The organism is Azoarcus sp. DD4, from assembly GCF_006496635.1.
Lineage (GTDB): Bacteria > Pseudomonadota > Gammaproteobacteria > Burkholderiales > Rhodocyclaceae > Azoarcus.
Genome location: NZ_CP022958.1, coordinates 3,684,192 through 3,709,789 on the forward strand (window position 1 = coordinate 3,684,192; position 25,598 = coordinate 3,709,789).

The window sequence follows — 25,598 nt, forward strand, 5'->3', positions numbered from 1 at the left end:
AAGATTCCCCTGCACGCCATAGACCGGGGATCGCCATGCCCACCTGGGACGACCAGCAGTACCTCAAGTTTGCCGACGAACGCACCCGCGCCGCGCGCGACCTGCTTGCCCGCGTGCCGCTGGACGCGGCGCAGCACATCGTCGACCTCGGCTGCGGGCCGGGCAATTCCACCGCGCTGCTGGCGGAGCGCTGGCCGCAGGCGCGCATCGTCGGGGTGGACAGCTCGGCCGAGATGCTGCGCACCGCCCGCCGCGACCTGCCGCAGCTGGAATGGGTGGAAGCCGACTTGCGAACCTGGCGGCCGCAAGCGCCGGTGGATCTGCTGTTCGCCAACGCGGTGATGCAGTGGCTGCCGGACCACGCCCGCCTGCTGCCGGCCTTGCTGCAGCAGGTCCGTCACGGTGGCGTGCTGGCGATCCAGATGCCGTGCAACTTCGACGAACCCAGCCATCGCCTGATGCGCGAAACACCGGGGCCGTGGGCGGAACGCGTCGCCGGGGCGCGCGCGATCGCGCCGGTGGCCGGCCCCGCCTGGTACTACGACCTGCTGGCGCCGCACGCCGGCCGCATCGACCTGTGGCAGACCACCTACCAGCACGTGCTCGCCGACGCGCAAGCCATCGTCGAGTGGGTGCGCGGCACCGGCCTGCGGCCCTACCTCGAGGCCCTGCACGAGGACGAGCGGGACGCCTATCTCGCCGCTTACCTTGCCGCCATTGACGACGCCTATCCGGTGCGCAGCGACGGCCGGCGGCTGTTCCCGTTTCCGCGGCTGTTCATGATCGTCACCCGCTGAGCGGCGTCACGCCCGACGGCAGAAAGACAAAGGCCCGCGCACCTGGCTGGCGCGCGGGCCTTGCAATGGGATCAGCAAAGCTACTGGCAGGTCCAGCCGGCCAGCCAGTTGCCCGCGGCAGCCGCATCCTGGCTGGGCGCGGCGGCCACGCAGATGCACAGCCCGCCGTCCTCGATCAGGCCGAAGCCGGCCAGCTCGCCGGCCTTGAGTTTGGCCGCCTCCATGCCGGGCAGGCGCAGCAACACCGACTTGCCGACCAGCGCCGCCGGGCCGGCGAGCACCGTGGCGGTAACGTCGGTCGCGTCGGGCAGCGCGTCGGCCAGCGACGGCGAGGCGCCGATGCCGAAGAAGCCCTTGGACGCCTTGGCCACCTTGCCTACCTTGACCAGGATGCGGGTACCGACCGGACGGCCGGCCGGCCATTCCCACTTGAATTCGACGGTTTGAGCAGACATCGGTAAGAAACCTCCGGAGATTGCAGCAGGCGGAACGGCGAGCAGGGACAGGGCGGCACACAGTGCCACGACCGACTTCTTGCGCAGGCTCACACGTCCTCCACCGTCATCATGTAACCGGCACCGAAAGCCGAGAAGCCGACGTAGCCGTAGGCGGCCGACACCTTGCCGGCCTTTTCGATGCAGATCTGCTTGTAGAGATTGTCCGGCGTATCCAGGCCGGGAATGCCCGCCGACAGGATACCCGCCTTGCGGAAGGCCTGCGACGCGTGGGTGGCGCAGTTCCAGCCGACGATGTTGAACATGCCGGGGTCGGCCATCATGTCGGCCCAGGCCTTGTCGAAGGCGGCCGCCTCGGCCGCCGACACCTGCACCAGCAGCACCGTGGAGACGGTGCCGGTACCGCGCGCGATGCGGGCATCCACATAGTTGCCGCGGGCGCGCGACAGGCCGGCGAAGTCGTAGACCACGCCGGTCATGCCGACGCCGGACGAGTTGGACGAACCGGCGCTCCAGCGGCTGGAGCCGCCGATGCCGGACGAGGCATTGCCGCTGCTGCCGGCGTTGCCCTTGCCGAAGAAGCCGACGGGCGCGCCGTTGGAAAGCACGCAGTCGGCATGCTGTTCGAGTACTCCGGGGTCGTGGCGGTGGGAGTTCTTGCCGCGCACGATGAGCGCGACCTGGTCGCCGGCGAAGACAATTGAGGTTGAAGGCATGACGACGATGGAATTCCAGCGGGTTGGACAGATTCGCGTCCCGGCCGCACGAAAGGGCCCGACCGGAGAGCGCGAGCCCGCGAAATTACGTCAGCGCGATGCCATCGTCAAACTAAAAGATACCTAAAACATAATCCATGCGGATTTCCGGGGATTTCAGCGCGGGCGCGAAGGCACAGCCGGCGCGGCGCCGAACCAGGCTTCGCACAGCGCCCGTGCCGCCTCCAACGACGCCAGCAGCGTGCATTGAGCGGCCACCTCGGGATGCGGCTGGATCAGGTCGGGCACGATCACCACCTTCATGCCGGCCTGCAGCGCGGCGCGGGCGCCGTTGTCGCTGTCCTCGAAGGCAAGGCAGGCGGCGGGGTCGACACCCAGGCGCTCGGCCGCCAGCAGATAGACGTCGGGCGAGGGTTTGCCGCGCGCCACCTCGTCGCCGCCGGCGATGGCCGCGAAGTGGTCGAGCAGCGCAGCCTGCCCCAGGCGGCGCAGGATCTTGGCGCGGTAGCTGGACGACGCCAGGCCGCAGTTCACGCCGCGCTCGCCCAGCCAGGCGAGCAGTTCGCCGGCTCCGGCCTTGGCCGCGTAGCCCTGCAGGGCGTGGCGTTCCTCCAGCAGGTCGGCGACACGCGCCGAGGCGCGCTGATAGACCTCCACGCCGAACACCTCGCCGAGGATGGCGTGCACGTCGGTCATGTTGCGCCCGATCACGCGCTGGTAGGTGGGCGCATCCAGCATCACGCCGATCTCGCGACCGACCTCGATCCAGGCATCGCGTATCGGCCGCTCGGAATCGAGCAGCAGCCCGTCCATGTCGAAAATCACCGCTTGGAACATTCTTCCCTACTCCGTCGGCCACCGGCGCGGCCATGTGCACTGCAACATACACGACGCCACCGGCCTCACCAACCGGCGGTCGGTCGAGGTTCGCTCAGGCGACGCCGTGGCGCGCGAACCAGTCGAGCATGCGCTGCCAGCCGTCGGCCGCTTCGAGCGCGCGATAGCTCGGCCGGTAGTCGGCGTAGAAGGCGTGCGGTGCATCCGGATAGACATGGATCAGCGACTCGCGGCCGGCGCCGTCAAGCGCGCTTTCGAGCGCGGCGCGCAACTCGTCCACCGCCTCCAGCGGAATGCCCTGGTCCTGCCCGCCGTAGAGGCCGAGCACCGGCGCCTTGAGACTGTCCGCCAGATCCACCGGGTTGGCCGGCGACAAGGCGGTGCGCGCGCCAGTCAGCCGGCCGTACCAGGCCACGCCGGCCTTCAGCCGCGGCTGGTGGGCGGCGTACAGCCAGGTCGTGCGGCCGCCCCAGCAGAAGCCGGTGATGCCGAGCCGGTCGAGGTCGCCGCCGTTGGCCGCGGCCCAGGCCACGCAGGCGTCGAGGTCCGCTGCCACCTGGGCGTCGTCCGCCTTCGAAACGAAATTCGCACGCAGGGCATCGATGCTCTCGGCCTTGGACGGGTCGCCGAGGCGGAAATAGAGCTCGGGCGCCACCGCCAGGTAACCGAGCTTGGCCAGGCGGCGGGCGATGTCGCGGATATGCTCGTGCACGCCGAAGATCTCCTGCACCACCAGGATCACCGGATGCGGGCCCTCGCCCGCCGGGGCGGCGCGGTAGGCCGGCAGGCTGCCGCCGGGCACCGGCACGGCGACCTCGCCGGCCACCAGGCCGGCGTCGTCGGTCACGATCAGGGTGTCGGCGACGATGGGTTGGACCGCGGTGGCAAAGGCGCTGGCCTCGGTCGGGTGCTGGGTCATGTCGTTTCGTCCTCGCAGGTGGCGACCCCGGCCGCAGGCCGCTGGGCTCGCGTTGTCGATGAATCGGCCGCGGGCTGCCGGCGCGCGTGATTCGCTGCGCCGGCCTCCGCGGCCTGGTGGGGAAAGGCGTCCATGCGGGTTAGTGTGGGAAACAGCCGCATCCAGCCGGCCGTCACCGCGAGCGTGGCCATGCCGCCGACCACCACCGCCGGCACCAGCCCGAACCAGCGCGCGGTCACGCCGGATTCGAACTCGCCCAGTTCGTTGGAAGCGCCGATGAACACCGAGTTCACCGCGCTGACGCGGCCGCGGATCTCGTCCGGCGTCTCGTGTTGGACCAGGATATGGCGCACATACACGCTGACCATGTCGCCGGCACCGGTCAGCGCCAGCGCCGCCACCGAAAGCGGCAGGCTGGTCGACAGCCCGAACACCACGGTGGCCAGACCGAACACCGCCACGCCGCCGAACATCCACAGCCCCACATGGCGGCGCAGCGGCCGCCACACGAGGAAGGCGGAAGCCAGCGCCGCGCCGATGGCGGGCGCCGCGCGCAGCACGCCCATGCCCACCGTATCCACATGCAGCACGTCGCGCGCGATCGCCGGCAGCAGGGCCACGGCGCCGCCGAACAGCACCGCGAACAGGTCGAGCGAGATCGCGCCCAGTACCACCGGGCGCGAAAACACGAAACGCAGCCCTTCGAACAGCGCGCCGCTGCCGGCCGCCGTGGCCGCGGGTGGCGCGCTGCGGCCGCCGCGCACCATGCGCATCAGCACCATGGCACAGCCGAACAGCAAGGCGGCCGAGAGATACACGGCGTGCGCACCGGCCAGGTAAACCACGCCGCCAAGCAGCGGCCCGACAATCACCGCGACGTGGAAGGAAGACGAATGCAGCGCCACCGCCTGCGCGAAACGCGGCCGGGACACGAGGTTGATCAGCACCGCCTGGCTGGCCGGCATCATGAAGGCGCGGGCGCAACCGAGCAGCACCAGCACCGCGTAGATCAGCCCCACCGTGCGCAGCTCCGCCAGCGTGATCGCCAGCAGCAGCGACGCCGCCACCGCCTGTACCGTGTAGCACCAGCCGATGATGCGGCTGCGCTGGCTGCGGTCGGCGACCTGCCCCGCCGGCAGGATGAGCACGATGAAGGGCGCGAACTGCGCCAGCCCCACCAGGCCGAGCGCCAGCACGTCGCCGGTGAGCGCATACACCTGCCAGCCCACCGCCACGCCCACCATCTGCCCGGCCAGCGTGGCCAGCAGCTTGGCCGACAGGAAGAGCAGGAAATCCCGCTCCTTCAGTACTTCCAGACGCGATGCGCCGCTCATGTCGACGCCCCGTCGCGGCCACCGGCCAGCAGGCCAGACTCCATGCATGTCTCCAGGAAAACGTTCGTCGCCCGCCGGATAGCCGGCAGCGACCGGATGCACGCCGACTCGTGATCGGCGAGGCCGGCATGATGCCATCGGCGCTGCCCACGCGGCGAGCGGCGCTTGCCGATCCGGCGGAAGCGTCGCCTGTCCAAGGGCAACATCGAACCATTCAGCGGCTGAGCAGGTCCGAAGCGGATCGGGCCGGCAGATGCTGGCGCCAGTGCCGGCAACGGTTTACGCTGCCGCCGACCACCCTCTCGCCCCAATGCGCCGGAGCCTTACCGATGAATCGAAGACTGCCCTGGATCCTGCTGCTGTTCGCCGCCTCGCTGCAGGCGGCCGACCCGGGCGCGGCGCGTGCACCGCTGCAGCCGGTACCGACGCAGGCGGAAACCGCGGCCATCAGCGCCAAACTGTTGTCGCGCTTCCATTACCAGGCCACCGCGCTGGACGACGCCTTGTCGGCGAAGATCCTCGACCGCTATCTGAAGGCGCTGGACCCGGAGCGGCTTTACTTCGTGCAGGCCGACATCGACCGCTTCGCCGCCTACCGCAACGCGCTCGACGACGCCATCCAGAAGCAGGATCTGAGCGTCCCCTTCGCGATCTTCGCCCAGTACCAGGACCGCGTGCGCGAACGCCTGGCCGGCACGCGCGAACTGCTTGCCCGCGGCTTCGATTTCGACCGCGTCGAAAGCTACCGCTTCGTGCGTACCGACGAGCCCTGGCCGGCGTCCGAGGACGAGATGCGCGAACTCTGGCGCAAGCGCGTCAAGAACGACTGGCTGCGGCTCAAGCTCGCCGGCAAGGACGACAAGGCCATCCGCGAGACGCTGACCAAGCGCTACGACAGCGCGCTGACCCGCGCCGCCCGCACCAAGAGCGAGGACGTGTTCCAGCTCTTCATGAACGCCTACGCCACCTCCATCGAACCGCACACCAACTACCTCGGCCCGCGCGCCTCGGAAGACTTCGAGATCTCGATGCGGCTGTCGCTGGTGGGCATAGGCGCGGTGCTGCAGGAACGCGACGACTACATCGTGATCCGCGAACTGGTGCCCGGCGGCCCGGCGGCACGCTCGCAGCAGCTGGCGATCGGCGACCGCATCGTCGGCGTCGCCCAGGGCGACGCAGCGCCGGCCGACGTGCTCGGCTGGCGGGTGGACGACGTCGTCACCCTCATCCGCGGCACCAAGGACACCCCGGTGGTGCTGGACATCCTGCCCGCCGACGCCGGCCCCGACGGCGCCCACAAGCGCGTGCGGCTGGTGCGCGACACCATCAACCTCGACAAGCAGGCCGCATCGAAATCGGTGATCGAGACCGCCGGCAACGGCGCGCCGCGGCGGGTCGGCGTCATCACCCTGCCGGCGTTCTACCAGGACGTGGCCGCCCGCAGCAGCGGCGGCGAATTCCGCAGCGCCACCCGCGACGTCGCCAGGCTGATCGCCGAACTGAAGACCGACAAGGTCGACGCCCTGCTGATCGACCTGCGCAACAACGGCGGCGGCTCGCTCGACGAGGCGATCAAGCTCACCGGCCTGTTCATCGACAGCGGCCCGGTGGTGCAGCAGCGCAGCGCCCAGGGCCAGATCCGCGTCGAGCGCGACACCGTGGCCGGCCAGGCCTGGGACGGCCCGCTCGGCGTGCTGATCAACCGCGCCTCGGCCTCGGCCTCGGAAATCTTCGCCGGTGCGATCCAGGACTACGGCCGCGGCGTGGTGATCGGCGAACAGAGCTTCGGCAAGGGCACGGTGCAGACCATGCTCGACCTCGACGAGATGGCCCGCAGCCAGAAGCCCATCTACGGCGAGCTGAAGATGACCATCGCCCAGTTCTACCGCGTCACCGGCGACAGCACCCAGCTGCACGGCGTCACCCCCGACATCCGGCTGCCCTCCTTGCTGGATGCGGAACGCTTCGGCGAATCCGGCTTCGACAACGCCCTGCCCTGGACACGGATCGCGCCGGCCCCTTACATGCCGGCCGGCCGCCTCGCCGAGCTGGTGCCGGCGCTGAAGCAACGCCACGACGCCCGCATCGCCGGCAGCGCCGAGTTCCGCGAACTGCAGGCCGACGTGCAGGAACTTGCCGCCCTGCGCAAGAAGCTGGACATCTCGCTCAACGAATCCGAGCGGCGCCGTGAGCGCGAAGCGCAGGAGCGCAAGCTGCAAAGCCGCGCGCAGGCCCAGGCCGACAGCGAAGCGCGCGACGATGGCCTGCAGGCCGACGAACGCAGCCTGGGGGCCGAACTGGCCGCCGAGCAGTCGCGCAAGAAGGCGCCCGACGTGCTGCTGGGCGAGGCCGCCGCCATCGTCGGCGACCTCGCGGTGCTGCAGCAGTCGGATAGCGGCATCGCCGCCCGTGAACGCCGCCCGGCGGCCGGCAAGCTCAACTAGGCCGCCACGCGCTATCAGTCGCCGCGGAAGGCCTGCCGCCAGGCCAGCGGCGACACGCCGAAGGCGGCACGGAAATGATGCCGCAGCGACACCACCGAGCCGAAGCCGGCGAGCAGCGCGATGCGCTCGACCGGCTGGTCGGTGCTCTCCAGCAGGCGCTGGCTGAAGGCGAGCCGTTCGCGCAGCAGCCATTCGCCGACGGCGCCGCCGGTCAGCTGGCGGAAATGGCGGGTGAAGCTGCGCCGGCTCATCAGCGCCCGCGCCGCCAGGCTATCGAGATCGTGCGGCAGCGCCAGGTTGGCCCGCACCCAGTCGATCAGTTCGCCGAGGCGGGAATCGCGCGCGCTGCCCGGCAGCGGCTGCTCGATGAATTGCGCCTGCCCGCCCTGCCGGTGCGGCGGCATCACCAGGCGCCGCGCCACCCGGTTGGCCGACTCCACCCCGTAGCGGCCGCGCAGCATGTGCAGGCAGCAGTCGATGCCGGCCGCGGTACCGGCCGACGTGGTGATGTTGCCGTCGTCGACGTAGAGCACGTCGGCATCGAGCCGGACAGCGGGGTAGCGCTGCGCAAAATCCTCCGCATAGGCCCAGTGGGTGGTGGCGCGACGGCCGTCGAGCAGGCCGCTCTCGGCCAGCACGTAGGCACCCAGGCACAGGCCCACGACCTGCGCCCCGCGCTCGTGGGCGGCACGCAGTCGGTCGAGCAGCGCCTGCGGCGGCCGTTCGGCCGGATCGCGCCAGCTGGGCACGATGACGGTATCGGCATCGCCCAATGCATCCAGCCCGTGGGCCGTGCTCACGGCAAAGCCGGCGGTGGTGGCCAGCGGCCCGGCTTCGGCCGCGCACACCCGCAGCTCGAATGACGGCGTGCCGGGATGCGGATCGCCGAACACCACGCAGGGCACGGACAGGTGGAAGGGGCTGATGCGGTCGAAGGCGACCACCGCGATCACCGGTTTGGCCATGGGCGCACACCTGAAGGCAGAAATGGACTTGGCCCGATGTTATCGGTTTTTGTCTTTCGGGCCACTCGTGGCGCCGGCGCGGCAGGCCAATAATCGCTCCACCCAAGCCAACAAGGAGCCCCGAAAATGAAACGCGCCCTGATCGTGATCGACCTGCAGAACGACTACTTCGCCGACGGCGCCTTCCCGCTGTGGAACGCCGATGCGGTGCTGGAGCGGACGGTGGCGGCCATCGGCCGCGCCCGGGCCGCCGGCATCCCGGTGATCCTCGTCCAGCACATCGCCGCCGGCCCTTCGCCGCTCTTCGTCAAGGACAGCCACGGCGCAGAACTGCATCCGCGCATCCGCGCCGCGGCGCCCGACGCGCCGGTAGTGGTGAAATCGCACGCCGACAGCTTCCTCGGCACCACGCTGGAAGCGACGCTGGCGCAACTGGGCATCGAGGAGATCCTGCTGTGCGGGATGATGACCCAGAACTGCGTCACCCACACCGCGCTGTCGCGCACGGCCGACAAGTACGCGGTAAAGCTGCTCGGCGACTGCTGCACCACCGTGAGTGAAATCCTGCATAAGTTCGCGCTCAGCGCAATCGCGCCGCGCACGCCGGTAGTGAGCTGGGAAACCGCGTTCTGAGCCCCCAGGGCCGGGCTGTGTCCGGCCCAGCGTTTCCCTGAGCGGCCGTGCAAGGGCCGTCGGGGCGCCTGCTAAGATGATGTGCCCGGAGGAGATCCGCCGCGACCGGCCGCAGGGCCGGCGCGCACGGAGCACACATGACCAAACCGATACGCGCCCTCGAACGCGGGCTCGAAGTGCTGCATCTGCTGCGCCAGCACGAGGGCCGCTCCTTGCAGCAGCTGCATGAAGCGTCTGCGCTGCCCAAGCCGACCCTGCTGCGCATCCTGCACACGCTGGAAGCCGGCGGCCTGGCCTGGCGCGCAATCTACGACGGCCAGTGGCGCTGCAGCGTGATGCTGACGCTGGGCGTGCGCCCGCCGGAGCGCTTCCTGCGCCTGGCCGAACTCGCCGCGCCCCATCTCGCCGCCCTGCAGCGCAAGGCGCTGTGGCCGTCCGACCTGCTGATCTACAACGACTACCGGATGGAGCTGGCGGAGAGCACACGGCGCCTCTCCGGCCTGTCGATGAACCCGCGCTACAGCCTAGGCTACCGGGTGGACCTGCTGCTGTCCGCCCCCGGCCGCGCCTGGCTGGCCTTCTGCGCCGAGGAAGAGCGTGCCGATGCGCTGCGCCATTACCACGCCCACCCGCCGGCCAATGCACGCGGCCGCGCGGTGCTGGCGCACGAGATCGACCTCATCCTGACGGAAACGCGCACCCGGGGCTACGCGGTACGCGACGCCCGCTTCGGCGGCTCGGAGGACGACATCGCGGTGTTCGACGACGGCTTCGACGCGATTGCCGTCCCCATCCTCGCCGGCGCCCGGGTGCCGGGCTGCATCAACCTGGTGTGGCCGCGCCGCTACGGCCTGCGCGCCAAGGTGGTGGAAGCCCACCTCGAAGACATGCGCGCCACCGCGCGCGCGATCGCCGAGAGCATCCCCGGCTGAGCGCCCGCGGCGGCGCGCCGCCCCATCAGCCGCTCAATGGCCGGTGGCGCGCGGCGGCAGCGCCGCCTCGTGGGCCAGATCCTGGTAGTACTTGCCGGCGTTGCTGTAGCCCGGCCGGCTGGCCAAGCCTTCGATCTCCAGCGTGCCGGTCTCGGCCACGTACTGCTTCCAGTCGGCGAGCAATTCCTGCAGCCGGGCCGGATCGCGCTTGGCGAGATCCTCGCTTTCCGTACGGTCGCGGGCGATGTTGTAGAGCTCCCATTCGCCACTGCCCCAGGGCTGGTTGGCATAGACGATCTTCCAGTCGCCCTTGCGCAGCGCCTTGCGCCCGCCCAGTTCCCAGCCGACCACGTCCCGATCGCCGCGCACCTTGTCGGCCTTGCCCCGGAGATAGGCGAGCATGGATTTGCCACGCAGCGGCAACACGCTGCGGCCCTGGTATTCGGTGCCCGGATGGCGGGTGCCGGCCAGTTCATAGATGGTCGGTGCGACGTCGGTCACATGGGCGAAGGCACGCTTGATGCCGCCACCCACGCCCGGTCCCCAGGCAATCGCCGGCGCCGAGATGCCGCCCTCGTACATGAAGGACTTGTAGAGCTTGAACGGCGCCATCCCCACCTGCGCCCAGCCTGGCCCGTATTCGATGAAGGAACCCGGCTTGCCGGTATTGGCGGTGCTGTTGTCCATGTCCTTCTGGATCCACTCGCGGGTGCGGCCCACGTCGTACACCGAATTGCCGTCGGCGCCGTTGTCCGACATGAAGAACACGAAGGTGTTGTCGAGTTCGCCGCGCGCCTTGAGGTAGTCGAGCACCCGGCCGATCTGGCGGTCCATGTTCTCCACCATGGCGGCATACACCGTCATGCGGCGCGCTTCGGCCTCCTGCTCGGCCTTCGACAGGCTTTCCCACTTCGGCCAATAGGCGTGGCCTTCATACACCGGCGTGTCGGCCGGGATGATGCCGAGCTGCTTCATGCGCACCACCCGCTCCTTGCGCAGGGCGTCGTAGCCGGCCTTGTACCGCCCCTCGTACTTGCGGATGTCGGCCTCCGGCGCATGCAGCGGCCAGTGCGGCGCGGTGAAGGCGAGGTAGCCGAAAAAGGGTTTGCCGCTGGCTTCGTCGCGCTTGAGGTAATCGATCAGCTTGTCGGCGAAGGCTTCGGACGAGTAGAAGCCGTCGCGCGGGATGTCGATCGACCGGCCGTTCTCGCGGTAGATCGCCTTCGGTGCCTTGTTCGGGTCCGTCGCGACGATGCCGGACTGATCGCCCCAGTGGCTGGCGCCGCCCATCACCATCGCGTAGCTGTGCTCGAAGCCGCGCCTCGCCGGGCCGCTCTCCTCGGTCACCCCCAGATGCCACTTGCCCGCCATCGCGGTGCGGTAACCGGCATCCCTGAGCACCTGCGCCATCGGCACCACGCGCTCGTTGAGATAGCCCTCGTAGCCCGGCTTGCCGCGCTGCTCCGGGGTCATGAGCTCGGCCATGTCGCCGAAACCGACCAGGTGGTTGTCGCTACCGGACATCAGCATCGCCCGTGTCGGCGAACAGAAGGGCGAGACGTGGAAATCGGTCATTTTCACCCCGGTCTCGGCCAGCTTGTCCAGGGTCGGCGTGGCAATCTCGGCGCCGAAGGCACCGATGTCGGTGTAGCCGAGATCGTCGGCGACGATCAGCAGGATGTTGGGGCGGCGGGCAGCATCGGCGGCCACCGCCCCCGCCTGCCAGCCGGCCAGCGCCAGTCCGGTCATGCACAGTGCCGCCCACCTGCGCGATATGCGTTTCATGTTCTGTCTCCTCGGTCTTGTCGTTTGTCCCGTCGCAGCGGGAGTGCCGATTTTTCCACTCAATCTCGAGACTTTGGCATTGCGCTGATGCTGTTCCGCCTGGTGGAACACGGCCATCCTGCTACCGGATGCTGCGTCCGGCTAATGCGGATGGCGGTGGTGAATGTCCGGGAAGTGGGGATGTGCATGCACCAGCGGAGCATGCTCATGGCGATGATCGTGAGGCTCGCTGCCATCCCAGGGAAAGTCGTGGACGTGCTGATGATGTTCGTCGTGCACATGCGGATGGCGATGCGCCATGGCGGCATGCGCGTGGCGGTGTTCATGGCGCTCGGTGAGGTGCAGCCAGACGCCGACGGCCATCAGGATGGCCGCCAGCCAGAACGCCGGCCCGATCGCCTCGCCGAAAAGGACGATGGCCAGGGCCGCCCCCATGAAGGGCGCCGTGGAAAAATACGCGCCGGTGCGCGCGGTACCGAGATCGCGCAATGCCAGCACGAAGAGCACCAGGCTGACACCGTAACCGAGCACGCCCACCGCCATCGCCGCCGCCAGGGTGGCGGCGGCCGGCAGCGTCGCGCCCAGCGACAGCGCGAGCACCGTATTCATCATGCCGGCGATCAGGCCCTTGCTGCCGGCGATGAAAAGCGCATCGGCCGCCGACACCTTGCGGGTGAGGTTGTTGTCCACCGCCCAGCCCAGGCAGGCCGCCGCAACCAGCAGCGGCCCGGCGCTCGCCTGCGCCGTCGCACCTGCCGCCGGCCACGATAGCACCGCGCCACCCGCAACGATGGCGAGCATGCCGGCGACGATGCGGCGGTCGGCATTTTCGCGGAACACCAGCCACGCGATCAGCGCGGTCAGCACCGCTTCCAGGTTGAGCAGCAAGGAGGCCGACGCGGCGTCCGTGCGCGCAAGCCCGGCCATCAGCGCGACCGGCGCCGCGACGCCACCGGCGGCAATGCTGCCCATCAGCCACGGCCACTCGCTGGCCGACAGTCCGGAAGCGCGCCAGCCACGGTCGCGCAGCAGGCGTGCGCACACCAGGCCGAGGCCGCTGCCGAGGTAGAGCAGGCCGGCAAGCAGCACAGGCGAAATCCCGCCGATCAGCAACTTGGCGAAGGGCGTGCTGGCGCCGAACAGCGCTGCGGCAGCCAGGGCGTGGAGCACGCCGGCGTTCACGGGTTCGGCTCCCGGCCCCGGTGGCCGTGCCGATTCGCAAGCAGCGTCCGGCGCGGTGTCACTTTCGTCCGACCAGGTATTTCACCCCGGCCGGTCCGTAGCTTTCCGAATGCGGCTGATCGGCACGCAGGTGGAACACCTCGCCGACGCCGTAGCGCCGCGCGCCGTCCGCGGCGACGACGGTGATGTCCCCCGCCAGGATGAGCGCACGCGCTTCAAAGGGATGGGTGTGTTCGCCGAGCGCTTCGCCGGCCGGACGCTCCACCGTCACGAACTCGGTGAAACCGTCCTGCCTCAGCGCGGCCGCGAAATCGTCCTCTTTCATCTGCCTTCCCCGCTATCCATCCTCCGTGAGGATAGCAAGCGCCGCTGCCCGCAGCGGCGACAAGGCTCACATGAAAAGGCCGCCCGCACTGGCGGACGGCCCCTGCGAACGCGCGCCGGACTTACTTGCCGGCCGCTGCGGCCTGCTGCGCCTTCACTTCCTCGGCATGCTTCGCCGCCATCTCGCGTGCCTTTTCGGCCAGCGGCGGGAAGGGGCCGTATTTGTGCTGGTCGGCCGGCGCGCCATCCACGTAGGGCGGAAAGGCCGCGTCGATCGGCTTGTTCCAGCGCGCCGGGAAGTCTTTCTCCAGATTGGCCTTGACCGGCCGCGGCTTGGACAGGATGTAGCCGGCGACGTCGAAGGCCTCCTCGTCGGAAAGCACCGCGGTCTGGTGATTCACGCCCTGCGGCATGTTGTGCTTGATGAAGCGCATCGCCGTGAGGATGCGGTTCATGCCGGCGCCGTTGTTGAAGGTGTCCTTGCCCCACAGCGGCGGGAACAGGTAACCCTGGGCATCGCCCGCCACGCCGTTGCGCCGGCCCTCGCCGTTCTCGCCGTGGCAGACCTGGCACTGCGCCTTGAACACCGCCTCGCCGGCGACGAGGTCGGCGCGGCGGTTGGGCGCCTTCGAAGCCTTGGTGGCGGCGCCCTCGACCTCGGCGCCGACCGGAATGCCGCGCGACAGGAAGTGGATGTAGGTGGTGAAGGCCTTCATCTCCAGCGAGTCCAGCGGCAGCGGCTTGCCGTTCATGCTGCGCTCCATGCAGCCATTGACCCGCTCCTCGACCGTGCTGAGCGCATCCTCACGGCCGCGGTACTGCGGAAAGGTGGAGGTGACGCCGACCCAGGGAATCGCGTACGGCTTGGTCGCCGACTCCTGGTGACAGGAGGTACAGGCGAGGTTGTTGCCGGTATAGCGCATCTTCCTGTTCTTCACCTCGGGGCCGATATGGGCGAAGGTACGGGTCGCCAGTTCGTGGCCGTAACGTGCGAGCTTGCCGTATTCGTCACCGGGCAGGCTGGCGACATCGGGCTGGGGCCGGTCGAACAGGCTGACCTTGCCCGCCACGATCGCAGCCGGCGCCTCGGCGGCCGCCTGGCCGTAGGCATTCGAACCCAGCGCCAGCATCATCGCCAGCGCCAGCACTGAAGTTGGCTTGGTATGTTTCATTGCATCGCTCCCACGCATCGCCCGGTGGCTCCGGGCCTTTCATCTGATGACATCCATTTTTAGAATATCACCAACTTCTTATTATTTGAACGCGAACACACCGATCCCCTGGCGGGCTCGCGGCGATGCGCCACCGGCAGCCCGCATCGGCGTTGCGCGGGAGGACTTGCGCTCAGGGGAGCTTGGCGGCGACGCACTGGATGCCGGTCAGGCCCTTGCCTGCCGTCACCACCGTCTGGCAAGCCAATGTCTGGCGCGAGGAAGGTTCGTGAAACCACACCGTGCTGGTGTTGCCACTGGCCGCCACGCCGATCGGCAGATAACTGGGCGACACGTCCACCTGCGATCGCGCCGCCGGCGCCACCGACACCGCGAGGACCAGGCCGGCAATCAGGGCCACCGCCGAGAGACGTACGATCTTCATGTTCATGCCTTCCTCCATACGCTTGCGGACGCCAGGGCCGAAGGCAAGGCGCCGGCGCGCCCGGGCCGGCTACCTCGTCCTGCATATGGACGCAGCTTAGTCGCCACAGGCGCGGCATGACAGCCCGCGGTGCGAGCCGGCAGGTGGCAGGTTCAGCCGCCCTGCTCGTCGTAGAGCGAAGGCGTCACCCCTGCGCTGGCCAGGCATTCGCGCAGGTGCTTGATCTCCGCCTTCGGAATCTCGTTGCCGTGATGCGGATGATGAACGAAGAACTCGTGCCGGTTCAGCAGCACCCGGAAGCGCGCACCGTGGCTGGGCTCGATGGACGCGCCGAGGTGGTTGAGCAGCGACTCGACTTCGCGCCACTGGATGTTGCTGCTGACCGGATCGTGGAAGATGGCCTGCAGGACGCTGCGATGCTTGTGGCTCATGGCGTGGCCTCGTATCGGCAACCGGGTTCCTTACAGCGTAGTGCGCAGCGCCGGGATTGTCATATGCCCGGAAGGATGCCGCGCACCGCCGTCGCCGCGCGGCACGGCGCCCGGCGGACTGGAAAAGCAGATGCCGCTGTGGTGTCGCCGACGCAGGGTCCGCCTGGCCCTCAACCGCCCGAGCAGCCGCAACCGTTGCCGCCGCCGCAACTGCCCGTCGCCGCCGTGCCACCGCCGGCCTCCTGCTGGGCGCCGAGCTGCACGGTGAAGTCGATGACGATGTTGCCTGGCTCGCGCGCCACGTAGGCGATGCCCACCTGGCTGCCGTAGCGCTGCTGGATCTGGCCGAGCAGCGGCAGCGGATCGTGGTCGTTCACGAAGCGCATGGTCTCGCCGTCATCCAGCGATTCGAGCGCGCCGAAAATGGCGGCATGGCGAAAGCGCTTGGCGACGCCGCGCGCATCGAAGGGGTAAACCGAGTTGTCGAACATCGTGGGCTCTCCTGGAATGGGTCGGAAACAGTCCCGGCTTTGCGCTGCGGCCGGGTTCGCAGCGTCGGCATCGTAGGCAGCTGCGGCGGCCACTTCCTTGAGGCAGAACAAGAATCGCGGGCTGTCGGCGGGCGAACTGCCGCCGCGGACGCCATCCGGCCACGCCGCAATCCGCGCAATTTTCATGCAGCCATCCCTCCGGCATGCTCACCGTCGCCGCCGCGCCGCGGTAGCATCGGGGCCAAACCACGCATACGCCCGCCAACGCCCTCTTTCTGGAGATTCCGGCAATGTCCCGCCACCACCACCGACACCCCGAACTGCACCGCACCGAACGCATCGGCTGGCTGCGCGCCGCGGTCCTGGGCGCCAACGACGGCATCGTGTCGACCGCCAGCCTGATGGTCGGCGTGGCCGCGGCCAGCGCCGACCGCGCCCAGTTGCTGACGGCCGGCGTCGCCGCGCTGGTGGCGGGGGCGATGTCGATGGCGGCCGGTGAATACGTGTCGGTCAGCTCGCAATCCGACACCGAGCAGGCCGACCTCGCCCGCGAACGCGCGGAGCTGGCCACCCAGTCCGAAGCCGAACACCGCGAGCTGGCGGCGATCTATGTGAACCGCGGGCTGACGCCGGAGCTCGCCAGGGAAGTCGCACGCCAGTTGATGGCGCACGATGCGCTCGGCGCCCATGCGCGCGACGAACTGGGCATTTCGGCGGAACTGGCCGCACGGCCGGTACAGGCCGCGCTGACCTCGGCCGCCACCTTCTCGGCCGGCGCCGCGCTGCCGCTGTTGGCCGCCGTGGTGACGCCGAATTCCCACGTTGCGCCGGTGGTGGCGATCAGCTCGCTGATCTGCCTGACCGCGCTCGGCGCCCTGTCGGCCCGCGCCGGCCAGGCGCCGGTGCTCAAGGCTTCGGCGCGGGTGGCGTTCTGGGGCGCGCTGGCGATGGGTCTGACCGCCGCGGTCGGCAAGCTCTTCGGCACCATTGTCTGAGGGCGGCGCAGCGGCCGATGCGCCGCCGGCATGCGCGGTTTGAATCAGAACCAAAACAGTCCTATAAAGACTAACGAGTAGCCGCTGGCCTGCAGCGGTCTCGCCACCGGCTATCGTCGGCACCGCCGCACCGGTGGGCAGGAGCGGATCATGCTGCGCATCAGCAAGCTCACCGATTACGGCACCCTGGTCATGGCCCAGATGGCGAGTGCGCCGGACCATGTGTTCAGCGCCGCCGGCCTTGCCGACACGCTCGGACTCGCCCCGCCCACGGTCAGCAAGGTGCTCAAGTCGCTCGCCCGCCATGCGCTGGTGAAGAGCGTGCGCGGCGCCCGCGGCGGTTATGCGCTGGCCCGGCCGCCGGCCGACATCGCGCTCGCCAGCATCATCGACGCGCTGGAAGAACAGCCCTTCGGCCTCACCGAATGCAGCGCGGTCGCCGGGCTGTGCGGCATCGAGGCCGATTGCCGGGTGCGGGCGAACTGGCTGCGCATCAACGCGGTCGTGCGGCATGCGCTGGAAGACGTGCGCCTGACCAGCATGGCACCGCCGCTGTCCGCTGCCGACACGCCCCGCCATCCCGCAGCGGTGCCGCTGGTCCGCATGCCGGCCGGCGCACCGCATGCGCAGGAGACAGACAGATGAACGCCCCGACCAAACAGGACGCCCTCGGCGCCTTCCTCGACAAGGACTACCCCGCCGGCTTCGTCACCACGCTGGACGCCGACGCAGTGCCCAAGGGCCTGTCGGAAGACATCATCCGCACGATCTCGGCGCGCAAGGGCGAGCCGGACTTCATGCTCGAATGGCGGCTGGCGGCCTATCGCCACTGGCTGACGATGACGCCGCCGCGCTGGGCGCAGGTGAGCTTTCCGGCCATCGACTTCCAGGACATCATTTATTACTCGGCGCCGCGCCGAGTGGGGGCCAATGAGGGCGACGGCCCGCAGAGCCTGGACGAGGTCGATCCCGAACTGCTGCGCACCTTCGAGAAGCTCGGCGTGCCGCTGCACGAGCGCGCGCGGCTGGCCGGGGTGGCGGTGGATGCGGTGTTCGACTCGGTGTCGGTGGCCACCACCTTCCAGAAGGAACTCGGCCAGCTCGGAATCGTGTTCTGCTCCTTCTCCGAGGCGGTCAAGAACCACCCCGAGCTGGTGCGCCAGTACCTCGGCACCGTGGTGCCGCCGGGCGACAACTTCTACGCTGCCCTCAATTCGGCGGTGTTCTCCGACGGCTCCTTCGTCTTCGTGCCCAAGGGCGTGCGCTGCCCGATGGAGCTGTCGACCTATTTCCGCATCAACGCGCGCGACACCGGCCAGTTCGAGCGCACGCTCATCATCGCCGAGGAAGGTGCCTCGGTGAGCTACCTCGAAGGCTGCACCGCGCCGATGCGCGACGAGAACCAGCTGCACGCGGCGGTGGTGGAGCTGATCGCCCTCGACGACGCCAGCATCAAGTACTCGACGGTGCAGAACTGGTACCCCGGCGACAAGGACGGCAAGGGCGGCATCTACAACTTCGTCACCAAGCGCGGCGACTGCCGCGGCGCGCGTTCGCACATTTCGTGGACCCAGGTGGAGACCGGCTCGGCGATCACCTGGAAATACCCGAGCGTGATCCTGCGCGGCGACGATTCGGTGGGCGACTTCCATTCGGTGGCGCTCACCAACCACCGCCAGCAGGCCGACACCGGCACCAAGATGATCCACATGGGCCGCAACACCCGCAGCACCGTGCTCTCCAAAGGCATCTCCGCCGGCCGCGGCAGCAACACCTTCCGCGGCCTGGTGCGGGTCACGCCGCGGGCGGAAAACGCGCGCAACTACACCCAGTGCGATTCGCTGCTGATCGGCGACCGCTGCGCCGCGCACACCTTCCCGACCATCGAGGTGCGGCATCCGTCGGCACGCGTCGAACACGAGGCGACTACCTCGCGCATCGGCGAGGATCAGCTGTTCTACGCGATGCAGCGCGGCCTGACCGCCGAGGATGCGGTGTCGATGATCGTCAATGGCTTCTGCCGCGAGGTGTTCAAGGAGCTGCCGATGGAGTTCGCGGTGGAAGCGCAGAAGCTGTTGGGGGTGAGTCTGGAGGGGAGTGTGGGGTAATTCCCACGAAGGAGCCGAGCCATGCTTGAAATCCGCAACCTGCAAGCGGCCGTCGAAGGCAAACCCATCCTGCGCGGGGTGGATCTCACCGTGCCTGACGGCGAGGTGCACGCCATCATGGGCCCCAACGGTTCGGGCAAGAGCACGCTCGCCCAGGTGCTGGCCGGGCGCGACAGCTTCGAGGTGACCGCCGGCAGCGCGCTGTGGGACGGCCGCGACCTGCTCGCCATGCCAGCCGAGGAGCGCGCCCGCGCCGGGCTTTTCCTCGCCTTCCAGTACCCGGTGGAAATTCCCGGCGTGTCCAACGCCTACTTCCTCAAGGCGGCGGTCAACGCGGTGCGCCGCCACCGCGACCTGCCGGAACTGGATGCGATGGACTTCCTCGCCCGGATCAAGGCCGAGATGAAGGCCGTGGGCATGAGCGAAGAATTCCTCTACCGCTCGGTGAACGAGGGCTTTTCGGGCGGCGAGAAGAAGCGCAACGAAGTGCTGCAGATGGCGCTGCTCGAACCGCGCCTGGCCATCCTCGACGAGACCGATTCCGGGCTGGACATCGACGCGCTCAAGGTGGTGGCCGACGGCATCAACCGCCTGCGCGCACCGGACCGCACGCTCATCGTCATCACCCACTACCAGCGCCTGCTCGACTACATCGTGCCCGACCGCGTGCATGTGCTGTCCAAGGGCCGCATCGTGCGTTCCGGCGGGCGCGAACTCGCACTCGAACTGGAAGCGCACGGCTACGGCTGGATAGGCGACGCCGGCGAGGTGCCCAAGGCGCCGCCGGCAGCAGGAGACGGCTCATGAGCGGCATCGACACCTGGCTGACGGACTTCCACGCCCGCGTCGACCACCTGCCCGGCGTCGAACTGCCCTGGCTCGCCGGCCTGCGCCGGCGTGCGATCGAACGCTTCGCCGACGAGGGCTGGCCCACCACGCGCCTGGAAGACTGGCGCCACACCTCGCTCGCCTTCCTGGAACAGCAGGAATTCGCCGCGCCGGCCGCAGCGGCGGAGCCGGCGCACACGCTCGCCCGCCTGCGTGCCGCGGCCGCTGAGCCGGGGCACTGGCTGGTCTTCGTCGGTGGCCGTTACGCGCCGGGCTTGTCCGCCATCGGCGCACTGCCGACGGGCGCCGAGATCGTCCCCCTCACCGAGGCCTTTGCCACCCACGCCGAGACCGTCGAAAACGTTTTCGGCCGTGCCGCCGAAGGTGACAGCCCGACCGCGCTCAACACCGCGTTGGCGAGCGACGGCGCCTTCATCCGCCTCGGCCGCGGCGTCGCGGTGGAAGGCGCGATCCACCTCGTCTTTCTCGGCGGCGGCGACGGCGGCCAGCGCCACCTGCGCAACCTGGTGATCGCCGAGGCCGGTGCCGAAGCCACCCTCATCGAGCACTACCCGGACGGCGGCGACGCCGCCACGCTCACCACCGTGCTCACCCGCATCCAGGCCGGTGCGGACGCCCGCATCACCCATCTGAAGCTGCAGCAGGAGAACGGCCAGGCCATCCACCTCGCCGGCATTGCCGTCGAGCAGGCGCGCGGTTCGGTGTTCGCCTCGCATTCGCTGTCCTTCGGCGCGCGCCTGGCGCGCAACGACATCCACACCCGCTTCGACGGTGAAGGCTGCGAAACCCTGCTGAACGGCCTCTACCACGCAGACGGCCGCCGCCACGTCGATCATCACACCCGCATCGACCACGCCTGCCCGCGCGGCACCAGCCGCGAGTACTACCGCGGCCTGCTCGACGGCAGCGCGCGCGGCGTGTTCTGCGGCCGCATCGTGGTCGCTGCCGACGCCCAGAAGAGCGACGCGATGCAGCGCTGCGACAACCTGCTGCTGTCGCGCCAGGCCGAGGCCGATGCCCGCCCGGAACTGGAGATCTACGCCGACGACGTCAAGTGCGCGCACGGCGCCACCGTCGGCCAGATCGACGAGGCCAGCCTGTTCTACCTGCGCACCCGCGGGCTGGACGAAGCCCACGCGCGCCGCCTGCTGACCTACGCCTTCGCCGCCGAAGCCATCGCCCGCATCGCGCGGCCGGCCTTGCAGCGGCTCGCCACCGCCGCCCTGCTCGCCCGCCTGCCCGGCGCCGACACGCTGGGCGAACTGCTCGACACGCCTGTGGGAGCCACGCCATGAATGCGCCCAGCGCCCCTTCCGTCGGCCTCCGGCTCGATCTCGCCGGCGACTTTCCCATCCTGGCGCGGCCGGTTCACGGCCATCGTCTCGTCTATCTCGACAACGCCGCCACCACCCAGAAACCGGCCGCGGTGATCGAGGCGGAGGCGCGCTTCTACCGCGAGACCAACGCCAACATCCACCGCGGCGTGCATTGGCTGTCGCAACAGGCCACCGACGCCTACGAGGGCGCGCGCCGCAAGGTCCAGGCCCTGCTCAATGCCCGCGAGCCGGCGGAAATCGTGTTCACCCGCGGCACCACCGAGGCGATCAACCTGGTCGCGCAGTGCTGGGGCGCCGCCAACATCCGCGCCGGTGACGAGATATTGCTCACCACGATGGAGCACCACTCCAACATCCTGCCCTGGCAGCAGTTGTGCGAGCGCAGCGGCGCGGTGCTGAAGGTGGTGCCGGTGAACGACGCCGGCGAACTGGAACTCGAGGCCTTCGAGGCCCTGCTGGGCGCGCGCACCCGGCTCTTCGCCGTGGCCCATGTGTCGAACGCGCTCGGCACGGTGAATCCGCTGCCGCAACTCGTCGAACGCGCCCACGCCGCCGGCGCGCTGGTGCTGGTCGACGGCGCGCAGGCGGTGGCCCATCAGCGGGTAGATGTGCAGGCGCTGGGCTGCGACTTCTACGTCTTCTCCGGCCACAAGCTCTACGGCCCCACCGGCATCGGCGCGCTCTACGGCCGCGCCGAGCTGCTGGCAGCGATGCCGCCGTGGCAGACCGGCGGCGGCATGATCCGCACGGTGAGCTTCGAGCGCAGCAGCTTCGCACCGCCGCCGGAGCGCTTCGAGGCGGGCACGCCCAACATCGCCGGCGCGGTGGTGCTGGGCGCGGCCATCGACTACCTGACTGCCGTCGGCCTAGACCGCATCGCCGAGCACGAGCACGCCCTGCTCGCGCGCGGCACCGCCACGCTCGCCGCCATTCCCGGCCTGCGGCCGATAGGCACCGCGGCGCACAAGGCGGGCATCCTGTCCTTCGTGGTCGACGGCATCCACCCGCACGATCTCGGCACCATCCTCGACACCGAGGGCGTGGCCATACGCGCCGGCCACCACTGCGCCATGCCCTTGATGACGCGCTTCGGCATCCCCGGCACCGCGCGCGCCTCGTTCGGCCTCTACAACATCGACGCCGACATCGCCGCGCTCGCCGCCGCCATCGAGAAAGCCCAGGACATGTTCGGCAGCAGGAGGACGCGATGAACGACATGCAGGCCAATCTGCGCGAGCTCTACCAAGAGGTGATCTTCGATCACAACCGCCAGCCGCGTAATTTCCACGCCATGGCCGACGCCGACCACGTCGCCGAGGGCGACAACCCGCTGTGCGGCGACCAGCTCAAGGTCTACCTGCGGGTCAGGGACGGCATCGTCGAAGACGCCAGCTTCGTCGGCCACGGCTGTGCCATCTCCACCGCATCGGCCTCGCTGATGACCGAGGCGGTTAAGGGGCGAGCGGTAGCCGAGGCCGATGCACTGTTCCGCGACTTCCAGACCCTGCTGACCGCGGCCGACCCCGCACCCGCCCGCGCGCGCCGCGATTTCGGCAAGCTCGAGGCCCTGGCCGGCGTGCGCGAGTTTCCGCTGCGGGTGAAATGCGCCACGCTCGCCTGGCACACCCTGCACAACGCGCTGGTCGACGCCGGCGAAGCGGCCTGCACCGAATAGAGCCGATACGGGGAGCACGAAAGCCATGGGCGCAGCGCACGACAACACCGGAACGAAAGGCGAAGTGCGTCTGCTCGGCCGCGACTGCGCCGCCCTCAGCGTGCCCTGGGGCCGGGCCGAGACGCTGGCCGCCGGCAGCCTCGCCACCGTCACCCAGCGCCTGGGCGGGGCCATCACCGTGCTCTGCGACGGCAATCTCTATCGCATCGCCGAAGCGGACGCGGATGCGCTCGGCCTCGACCCCCGCAGCCAGGCCGCCGTCCCTCCCGCCGCGGAAAACGGCAACTACAGCGCCGAGGCGGTCGAAGCCGCCGCCTGGGCGCAGATGGGCAGCTGCTACGACCCCGAGATCCCGATCGACATCGTCGAACTCGGCCTGGTCTACGCCTGCACTGCCACGCCACTGGACAACGGCCACTACCGCGTCGCCGTGCGCATGACGCTCACCGCCCCCGGCTGCGGCATGGGCGACGTGCTCGCCAACGAGGTCAACGACAAGCTGCTGGCCATACCCGGCGTGGACGAGGCCGAAGTGGAACTGGTATGGGAGCCGCGCTGGAACCGCGAGATGATGAGCGAGGCCGCGCGCCTGGAAACCGGACTACTCTAGGCGGCTGCCGGACGCGGATGCGGCGCGCCGTACAATGACGCCGCACGCCACCCGACACGGCGATGCAGCCCGCACCCCACCCGCCCATCGAAACCGCAAGCGCCTGCCGATGAACCACCCGCTCACCCGACTGCACGACGACATCGACAACCGTGTAAAGGCCATCCGCGACGGCCACCCCGACTGGCTTTGCTGCAAGGGCTGTGCGAGCTGCTGCCGCCAGCTCGCCGACATCCCCCGCCTCACCGCGGCCGAATGGGCGCTGCTGCGCACCGGGCTGACCGCGCTGCCGCCGGAGCAACTCACCCGCATCGCCGGCGACATCGCCGCATTGGCCGCGCGGGCTTCCCGCCCGGTGGTCTGCCCCATGCTGGACCAGGCCAGCAGCGCCTGCCTGGTCTATGCACAGCGTCCGGTGGCCTGCCGCAGCTACGGCTTCTACGTGCAGCGCGAGCTGGGCCTGTACTGCGGCGACATCGAAGCACGCGTAGCGGAGGGCGAACTGGCGGACGTGGTCTGGGGCAACCACGACGTCATCGACCGGCAGCTCGGCGGGCTGGGCGAAAGCCGCCCCCTGACCGCGTGGTTCGCGCAGTGGTACGCCCCCGCCGCGGGTTAGCGCCGCCCCGGAACAGGCACCAGCCGACATGAACTACCTCGCCCACGCCCTGCTGGCCGGACCGCTCGCCGCCGACCGCGTCGGCGGCGTGATCGGCGACTTCGTCAAGGGGCCGCTCGACCCGCTGCCGCCGGGCATGAGCGCCGACCTTGCCGCCGGCGTGATGCTGCACCGGCGCATCGACAGCTTTGCCGAAACGCACCCCGCCTTCCGTCGCAGCCGGGCCCGGGTCAGCGCGGAGCGGCGACGAGTGAGCGGCATCATGGTCGACCTGTTCTACGACCATTTCCTCGCCCTGCACTGGGAACGCGTCAGCGCGCCGCTTGCGGTCGAAAGCTCGCTTGCGGCCTTCACCACCCACACCTACCGGCTGATCGGGAGCCATCCCGACGCCCTGCCGCCGGCCTTCCTCGCGGTATTCGAGCGGATGGCTACGCACGACTGGCTGGCGAGCTACCGCGATGCCGCCACGGTCGCACTGGCGCTGGACCGCATGGCCGAGTTCCGCCTGCGCCGTCCCAATCCGCTGGCCGGCTCGGGCCAGGAATTGCTGGACGATTACGCCGGCTTCGAAGCCGACTTCTTCGCCTTCCTGCCCGACGCGCTGAGCTTCGCCGAGTCGGTCCGGCGACTGCGCAGCACACCGGCAGCGTGACCCCGGCGGGCCGCCCCGAGTCGTGGCGCCACGCAAAAAAGTCAAGCATTAACAGGCGTTAAGCCGTGCAAATTCCTGTTAAGGACGATCCCGCGCGGCCGGCGATTGGGTATAAATCCACTGCCCGACAGGGCCCGCCCGATACTTCGGCATCTGCACCGGGAGGCGCCCTGTTCCGGTCCTCCCGGCCGGCTTCAAAGGAACAAGGATCATGCTCGATCGACTGATGTGGAAAATGCTTTCCCGGCAAACGCGCGAGGCGATCATCAATCGCCTCAGGATCTCGGACCGGCAGTCGATCGACAAGATCCTGTCGGGCAAGAGCGGTATCCCGCCTGAATTCCTGAAGACCAACAGCCTCTTCATCCACATTCCGAAAGCCGCCGGCAGCAGCCTGCAGCATGCCCTCTTCGGCGGGCGCGTTACCGGACACCTGCCGCTCTGGCACTACGAGCACGCGTCGGAAGCCTTCGTGGACGGCGCGTTCAAGTTCAGCTTTGTCCGCAACCCGATCGACCGCGCCTGCTCGGCCTACCGATATCTGCGCAAGACGGCGGCGCACTCGCGCGATTCCCGCTTTGCAGCGGTGCTGAACCGCTACCCGTCCTTCGACGCCTTCGTCAGGAACTGGCTGTGTTCCGAGAACATCTGGCTCCAGATCCATTTCTGCCCGCAGTGGTCCTTCCTGTGCGACAAGTACGGCGATCTGCGGATGGATTTTGTCGGGCGCTACGAGAACCTGGAAAGGGATTTCTCCCTGGTCTGCGACCGTCTGGCCCTGGATGCGACGCTGGCGCACCGCAACGCGTCGGCGCAGCAGGACGGGCACGATCTGTCGCCGGACAGCCGGCGCCGGCTCGAACGCATCTACGAGCGGGATCTCGATCTGTTCGGCTACTGCTGACCGGC

At 69.2% G+C, this 25,598-nt stretch carries 28 protein-coding genes; 15 read left to right on the forward strand and 13 right to left on the reverse strand.

All coding sequences use genetic code 11. The features are described from left to right. Positions 1-35: 35 nt before the first annotated feature. A complete protein-coding gene (tam, locus tag CJ010_RS16935) occupies positions 36-797 on the forward strand; it encodes a trans-aconitate 2-methyltransferase (protein WP_141019135.1) in 762 nt (253 codons plus the stop codon). 80 nt (positions 798-877) lie between these two features. On the opposite strand, the gene CJ010_RS16940 is transcribed toward tam, so the two are convergent. The 5 genes from CJ010_RS16940 to CJ010_RS16960 form a co-directional block, all read right to left on the reverse strand. Continuing rightward, positions 878-1,252 carry a hypothetical protein gene (locus CJ010_RS16940; RefSeq protein WP_141019136.1) on the reverse strand — a complete coding sequence of 125 codons (375 nt, stop codon included), beginning with the start codon at positions 1,250-1,252 and terminating at the stop codon, positions 878-880. Positions 1,253-1,341: 89 nt separating this feature from the next. After that, on the reverse strand, positions 1,342-1,968 hold the full coding sequence (locus tag CJ010_RS16945) for a hypothetical protein (protein WP_141019137.1): 627 nt from the start codon (positions 1,966-1,968) through the stop codon (positions 1,342-1,344). Between the two features lie 156 nt (positions 1,969-2,124). After that, positions 2,125-2,805 carry an HAD family phosphatase gene (locus tag CJ010_RS16950; RefSeq protein WP_141019138.1) on the reverse strand — a complete coding sequence of 227 codons (681 nt, stop codon included), beginning with the start codon at positions 2,803-2,805 and terminating at the stop codon, positions 2,125-2,127. 94 nt (positions 2,806-2,899) lie between these two features. Next, on the reverse strand, positions 2,900-3,724 hold the full coding sequence (locus CJ010_RS16955) for a dienelactone hydrolase family protein (protein ID WP_141019139.1): 825 nt from the start codon (positions 3,722-3,724) through the stop codon (positions 2,900-2,902). Next, positions 3,721-5,058: an MFS transporter gene (locus tag CJ010_RS16960; protein WP_141019140.1), complete on the reverse strand. Its 1,338-nt coding sequence runs from the start codon at positions 5,056-5,058 to the stop codon at positions 3,721-3,723. The genes CJ010_RS16955 and CJ010_RS16960 overlap by 4 nt, the downstream gene beginning before the upstream one ends. A 329-nt stretch (positions 5,059-5,387) precedes the next feature. Here CJ010_RS16960 and CJ010_RS16965 point away from each other — a divergent pair, with 329 nt between their 5' ends. Then, positions 5,388-7,502 carry a carboxy terminal-processing peptidase gene (locus CJ010_RS16965; RefSeq protein ID WP_141019141.1) on the forward strand — a complete coding sequence of 705 codons (2,115 nt, stop codon included), beginning with the start codon at positions 5,388-5,390 and terminating at the stop codon, positions 7,500-7,502. A 14-nt stretch (positions 7,503-7,516) separates the two neighbouring features. Here CJ010_RS16965 and CJ010_RS16970 read toward each other — a convergent pair whose 3' ends face one another. After that, a complete protein-coding gene (locus CJ010_RS16970; RefSeq protein WP_141019142.1) occupies positions 7,517-8,467 on the reverse strand; it encodes a helix-turn-helix domain-containing protein in 951 nt (316 codons plus the stop codon). 126 nt (positions 8,468-8,593) lie between these two features. Here CJ010_RS16970 and CJ010_RS16975 point away from each other — a divergent pair, with 126 nt between their 5' ends. Further along, complete coding sequence (locus CJ010_RS16975; RefSeq protein ID WP_141019143.1) at positions 8,594-9,100, forward strand: isochorismatase family protein; 507 nt, start codon at positions 8,594-8,596, stop codon at positions 9,098-9,100. A 137-nt stretch (positions 9,101-9,237) separates the two neighbouring features. After that, complete coding sequence (locus tag CJ010_RS16980) at positions 9,238-10,032, forward strand: helix-turn-helix domain-containing protein (protein ID WP_141019144.1); 795 nt, start codon at positions 9,238-9,240, stop codon at positions 10,030-10,032. Positions 10,033-10,065: 33 nt separating this feature from the next. On the opposite strand, the gene CJ010_RS16985 is transcribed toward CJ010_RS16980, so the two are convergent. The 7 genes from CJ010_RS16985 to CJ010_RS17015 form a co-directional block, all read right to left on the reverse strand. Then, a complete protein-coding gene (locus tag CJ010_RS16985; protein WP_141019145.1) occupies positions 10,066-11,817 on the reverse strand; it encodes an arylsulfatase in 1,752 nt (583 codons plus the stop codon). A gap of 141 nt (positions 11,818-11,958) precedes the next feature. Further along, entirely contained in the window at positions 11,959-12,999 is a 1,041-nt protein-coding gene (locus CJ010_RS16990; protein WP_141019146.1) for a DMT family transporter, read from the reverse strand. A 58-nt stretch (positions 13,000-13,057) separates the two neighbouring features. Next, positions 13,058-13,324: a cupin domain-containing protein gene (locus CJ010_RS16995; protein WP_141019147.1), complete on the reverse strand. Its 267-nt coding sequence runs from the start codon at positions 13,322-13,324 to the stop codon at positions 13,058-13,060. 121 nt (positions 13,325-13,445) lie between these two features. Next, positions 13,446-14,495: a c-type cytochrome gene (locus tag CJ010_RS17000; protein WP_141019148.1), complete on the reverse strand. Its 1,050-nt coding sequence runs from the start codon at positions 14,493-14,495 to the stop codon at positions 13,446-13,448. 172 nt (positions 14,496-14,667) lie between these two features. Further along, positions 14,668-14,925 (reverse strand): hypothetical protein, encoded by a 258-nt coding sequence (locus tag CJ010_RS17005; protein ID WP_141019149.1) that lies wholly within the window; start codon positions 14,923-14,925, stop codon positions 14,668-14,670. Positions 14,926-15,071: 146 nt separating this feature from the next. Beyond that, positions 15,072-15,350: a type II toxin-antitoxin system HicA family toxin gene (locus tag CJ010_RS17010; RefSeq protein ID WP_141019150.1), complete on the reverse strand. Its 279-nt coding sequence runs from the start codon at positions 15,348-15,350 to the stop codon at positions 15,072-15,074. Positions 15,351-15,520: 170 nt separating this feature from the next. Further along, positions 15,521-15,841, reverse strand: a complete 321-nt coding sequence (locus tag CJ010_RS17015) for a DUF2249 domain-containing protein (RefSeq protein WP_141019151.1) — start codon at positions 15,839-15,841, stop codon at positions 15,521-15,523. Positions 15,842-16,131: 290 nt separating this feature from the next. Here CJ010_RS17015 and CJ010_RS17020 point away from each other — a divergent pair, with 290 nt between their 5' ends. The 11 genes from CJ010_RS17020 (at position 16,132) to CJ010_RS17070 (ending at position 25,593) form a co-directional block, all read left to right on the forward strand. Then, on the forward strand, positions 16,132-16,836 hold the full coding sequence (locus CJ010_RS17020) for a VIT family protein (protein ID WP_141019152.1): 705 nt from the start codon (positions 16,132-16,134) through the stop codon (positions 16,834-16,836). A gap of 150 nt (positions 16,837-16,986) precedes the next feature. Then, positions 16,987-17,481, forward strand: a complete 495-nt coding sequence (locus CJ010_RS17025) for an SUF system Fe-S cluster assembly regulator (protein WP_141019153.1) — start codon at positions 16,987-16,989, stop codon at positions 17,479-17,481. Further along, complete coding sequence (gene sufB / locus CJ010_RS17030) at positions 17,478-18,944, forward strand: Fe-S cluster assembly protein SufB (protein WP_141019154.1); 1,467 nt, start codon at positions 17,478-17,480, stop codon at positions 18,942-18,944. The genes CJ010_RS17025 and sufB overlap by 4 nt, the downstream gene beginning before the upstream one ends. 21 nt (positions 18,945-18,965) lie before the next feature. After that, positions 18,966-19,751 (forward strand): Fe-S cluster assembly ATPase SufC, encoded by a 786-nt coding sequence (sufC, locus tag CJ010_RS17035; protein WP_141019155.1) that lies wholly within the window; start codon positions 18,966-18,968, stop codon positions 19,749-19,751. Beyond that, complete coding sequence (gene sufD / locus CJ010_RS17040; protein ID WP_141019156.1) at positions 19,748-21,088, forward strand: Fe-S cluster assembly protein SufD; 1,341 nt, start codon at positions 19,748-19,750, stop codon at positions 21,086-21,088. Before sufC ends, sufD begins: the two co-directional genes overlap by 4 nt. Then, the gene (locus CJ010_RS17045; RefSeq protein WP_141019157.1) at positions 21,085-22,341 is read left to right on the forward strand and encodes a cysteine desulfurase; all 1,257 of its coding nucleotides are present in this window, start codon (positions 21,085-21,087) and stop codon (positions 22,339-22,341) included. Before sufD ends, CJ010_RS17045 begins: the two co-directional genes overlap by 4 nt. Continuing rightward, positions 22,338-22,805: a Fe-S cluster assembly sulfur transfer protein SufU gene (sufU, locus tag CJ010_RS17050; RefSeq protein WP_141019158.1), complete on the forward strand. Its 468-nt coding sequence runs from the start codon at positions 22,338-22,340 to the stop codon at positions 22,803-22,805. Before CJ010_RS17045 ends, sufU begins: the two co-directional genes overlap by 4 nt. Before the next feature lie 25 nt (positions 22,806-22,830). Next, positions 22,831-23,415: a putative Fe-S cluster assembly protein SufT gene (gene sufT / locus CJ010_RS17055; RefSeq protein WP_141019159.1), complete on the forward strand. Its 585-nt coding sequence runs from the start codon at positions 22,831-22,833 to the stop codon at positions 23,413-23,415. Positions 23,416-23,524: 109 nt separating this feature from the next. Beyond that, a complete protein-coding gene (locus tag CJ010_RS17060) occupies positions 23,525-24,034 on the forward strand; it encodes a YkgJ family cysteine cluster protein (RefSeq protein ID WP_141019160.1) in 510 nt (169 codons plus the stop codon). Between the two features lie 28 nt (positions 24,035-24,062). Further along, the gene (locus tag CJ010_RS17065; RefSeq protein ID WP_141019161.1) at positions 24,063-24,689 is read left to right on the forward strand and encodes an ACP phosphodiesterase; all 627 of its coding nucleotides are present in this window, start codon (positions 24,063-24,065) and stop codon (positions 24,687-24,689) included. Positions 24,690-24,900: 211 nt separating this feature from the next. Beyond that, positions 24,901-25,593, forward strand: coding sequence for a sulfotransferase family 2 domain-containing protein (locus CJ010_RS17070; protein ID WP_141019162.1), 693 nt, complete (start codon positions 24,901-24,903; stop codon positions 25,591-25,593). The last annotated feature ends 5 nt before the right edge of the window (positions 25,594-25,598 follow it).

What these genes read in the sequence shown, in the direction of transcription:
- CJ010_RS17025 (WP_141019153.1), top strand. Translation starts at nt 16,987, where the DNA reads ATGCTGCGCATCAGCAAGCTCACCGATTACGGCACCCTGGTCATGGCC.
- sufC (WP_141019155.1), top strand. Translation starts at nt 18,966, where the DNA reads ATGCTTGAAATCCGCAACCTGCAAGCGGCCGTCGAAGGCAAACCCATC.
- sufU (WP_141019158.1), top strand. Translation starts at nt 22,338, where the DNA reads ATGAACGACATGCAGGCCAATCTGCGCGAGCTCTACCAAGAGGTGATC.
- CJ010_RS17010 (WP_141019150.1), bottom strand. Translation starts at nt 15,350, where the DNA reads ATGAGCCACAAGCATCGCAGCGTCCTGCAGGCCATCTTCCACGATCCG.
- CJ010_RS16995 (WP_141019147.1), bottom strand. Translation starts at nt 13,324, where the DNA reads ATGAAAGAGGACGATTTCGCGGCCGCGCTGAGGCAGGACGGTTTCACC.
- sufT (WP_141019159.1), top strand. Translation starts at nt 22,831, where the DNA reads ATGGGCGCAGCGCACGACAACACCGGAACGAAAGGCGAAGTGCGTCTG.
- CJ010_RS16970 (WP_141019142.1), bottom strand. Translation starts at nt 8,467, where the DNA reads ATGGCCAAACCGGTGATCGCGGTGGTCGCCTTCGACCGCATCAGCCCC.
- CJ010_RS17060 (WP_141019160.1), top strand. Translation starts at nt 23,525, where the DNA reads ATGAACCACCCGCTCACCCGACTGCACGACGACATCGACAACCGTGTA.
- CJ010_RS17070 (WP_141019162.1), top strand. Translation starts at nt 24,901, where the DNA reads ATGCTCGATCGACTGATGTGGAAAATGCTTTCCCGGCAAACGCGCGAG.
- CJ010_RS16945 (WP_141019137.1), bottom strand. Translation starts at nt 1,968, where the DNA reads ATGCCTTCAACCTCAATTGTCTTCGCCGGCGACCAGGTCGCGCTCATC.
- CJ010_RS16955 (WP_141019139.1), bottom strand. Translation starts at nt 3,724, where the DNA reads ATGACCCAGCACCCGACCGAGGCCAGCGCCTTTGCCACCGCGGTCCAA.
- CJ010_RS16960 (WP_141019140.1), bottom strand. Translation starts at nt 5,058, where the DNA reads ATGAGCGGCGCATCGCGTCTGGAAGTACTGAAGGAGCGGGATTTCCTG.
- CJ010_RS17000 (WP_141019148.1), bottom strand. Translation starts at nt 14,495, where the DNA reads ATGAAACATACCAAGCCAACTTCAGTGCTGGCGCTGGCGATGATGCTG.
- CJ010_RS16965 (WP_141019141.1), top strand. Translation starts at nt 5,388, where the DNA reads ATGAATCGAAGACTGCCCTGGATCCTGCTGCTGTTCGCCGCCTCGCTG.
- CJ010_RS16980 (WP_141019144.1), top strand. Translation starts at nt 9,238, where the DNA reads ATGACCAAACCGATACGCGCCCTCGAACGCGGGCTCGAAGTGCTGCAT.
- CJ010_RS17020 (WP_141019152.1), top strand. Translation starts at nt 16,132, where the DNA reads ATGTCCCGCCACCACCACCGACACCCCGAACTGCACCGCACCGAACGC.
- CJ010_RS17045 (WP_141019157.1), top strand. Translation starts at nt 21,085, where the DNA reads ATGAATGCGCCCAGCGCCCCTTCCGTCGGCCTCCGGCTCGATCTCGCC.
- CJ010_RS16940 (WP_141019136.1), bottom strand. Translation starts at nt 1,252, where the DNA reads ATGTCTGCTCAAACCGTCGAATTCAAGTGGGAATGGCCGGCCGGCCGT.
- sufB (WP_141019154.1), top strand. Translation starts at nt 17,478, where the DNA reads ATGAACGCCCCGACCAAACAGGACGCCCTCGGCGCCTTCCTCGACAAG.
- CJ010_RS16975 (WP_141019143.1), top strand. Translation starts at nt 8,594, where the DNA reads ATGAAACGCGCCCTGATCGTGATCGACCTGCAGAACGACTACTTCGCC.
- CJ010_RS16950 (WP_141019138.1), bottom strand. Translation starts at nt 2,805, where the DNA reads ATGTTCCAAGCGGTGATTTTCGACATGGACGGGCTGCTGCTCGATTCC.
- CJ010_RS17065 (WP_141019161.1), top strand. Translation starts at nt 24,063, where the DNA reads ATGAACTACCTCGCCCACGCCCTGCTGGCCGGACCGCTCGCCGCCGAC.
- sufD (WP_141019156.1), top strand. Translation starts at nt 19,748, where the DNA reads ATGAGCGGCATCGACACCTGGCTGACGGACTTCCACGCCCGCGTCGAC.
- tam (WP_141019135.1), top strand. Translation starts at nt 36, where the DNA reads ATGCCCACCTGGGACGACCAGCAGTACCTCAAGTTTGCCGACGAACGC.
- CJ010_RS16985 (WP_141019145.1), bottom strand. Translation starts at nt 11,817, where the DNA reads ATGAAACGCATATCGCGCAGGTGGGCGGCACTGTGCATGACCGGACTG.
- CJ010_RS17015 (WP_141019151.1), bottom strand. Translation starts at nt 15,841, where the DNA reads ATGTTCGACAACTCGGTTTACCCCTTCGATGCGCGCGGCGTCGCCAAG.
- CJ010_RS17005 (WP_141019149.1), bottom strand. Translation starts at nt 14,925, where the DNA reads ATGAACATGAAGATCGTACGTCTCTCGGCGGTGGCCCTGATTGCCGGC.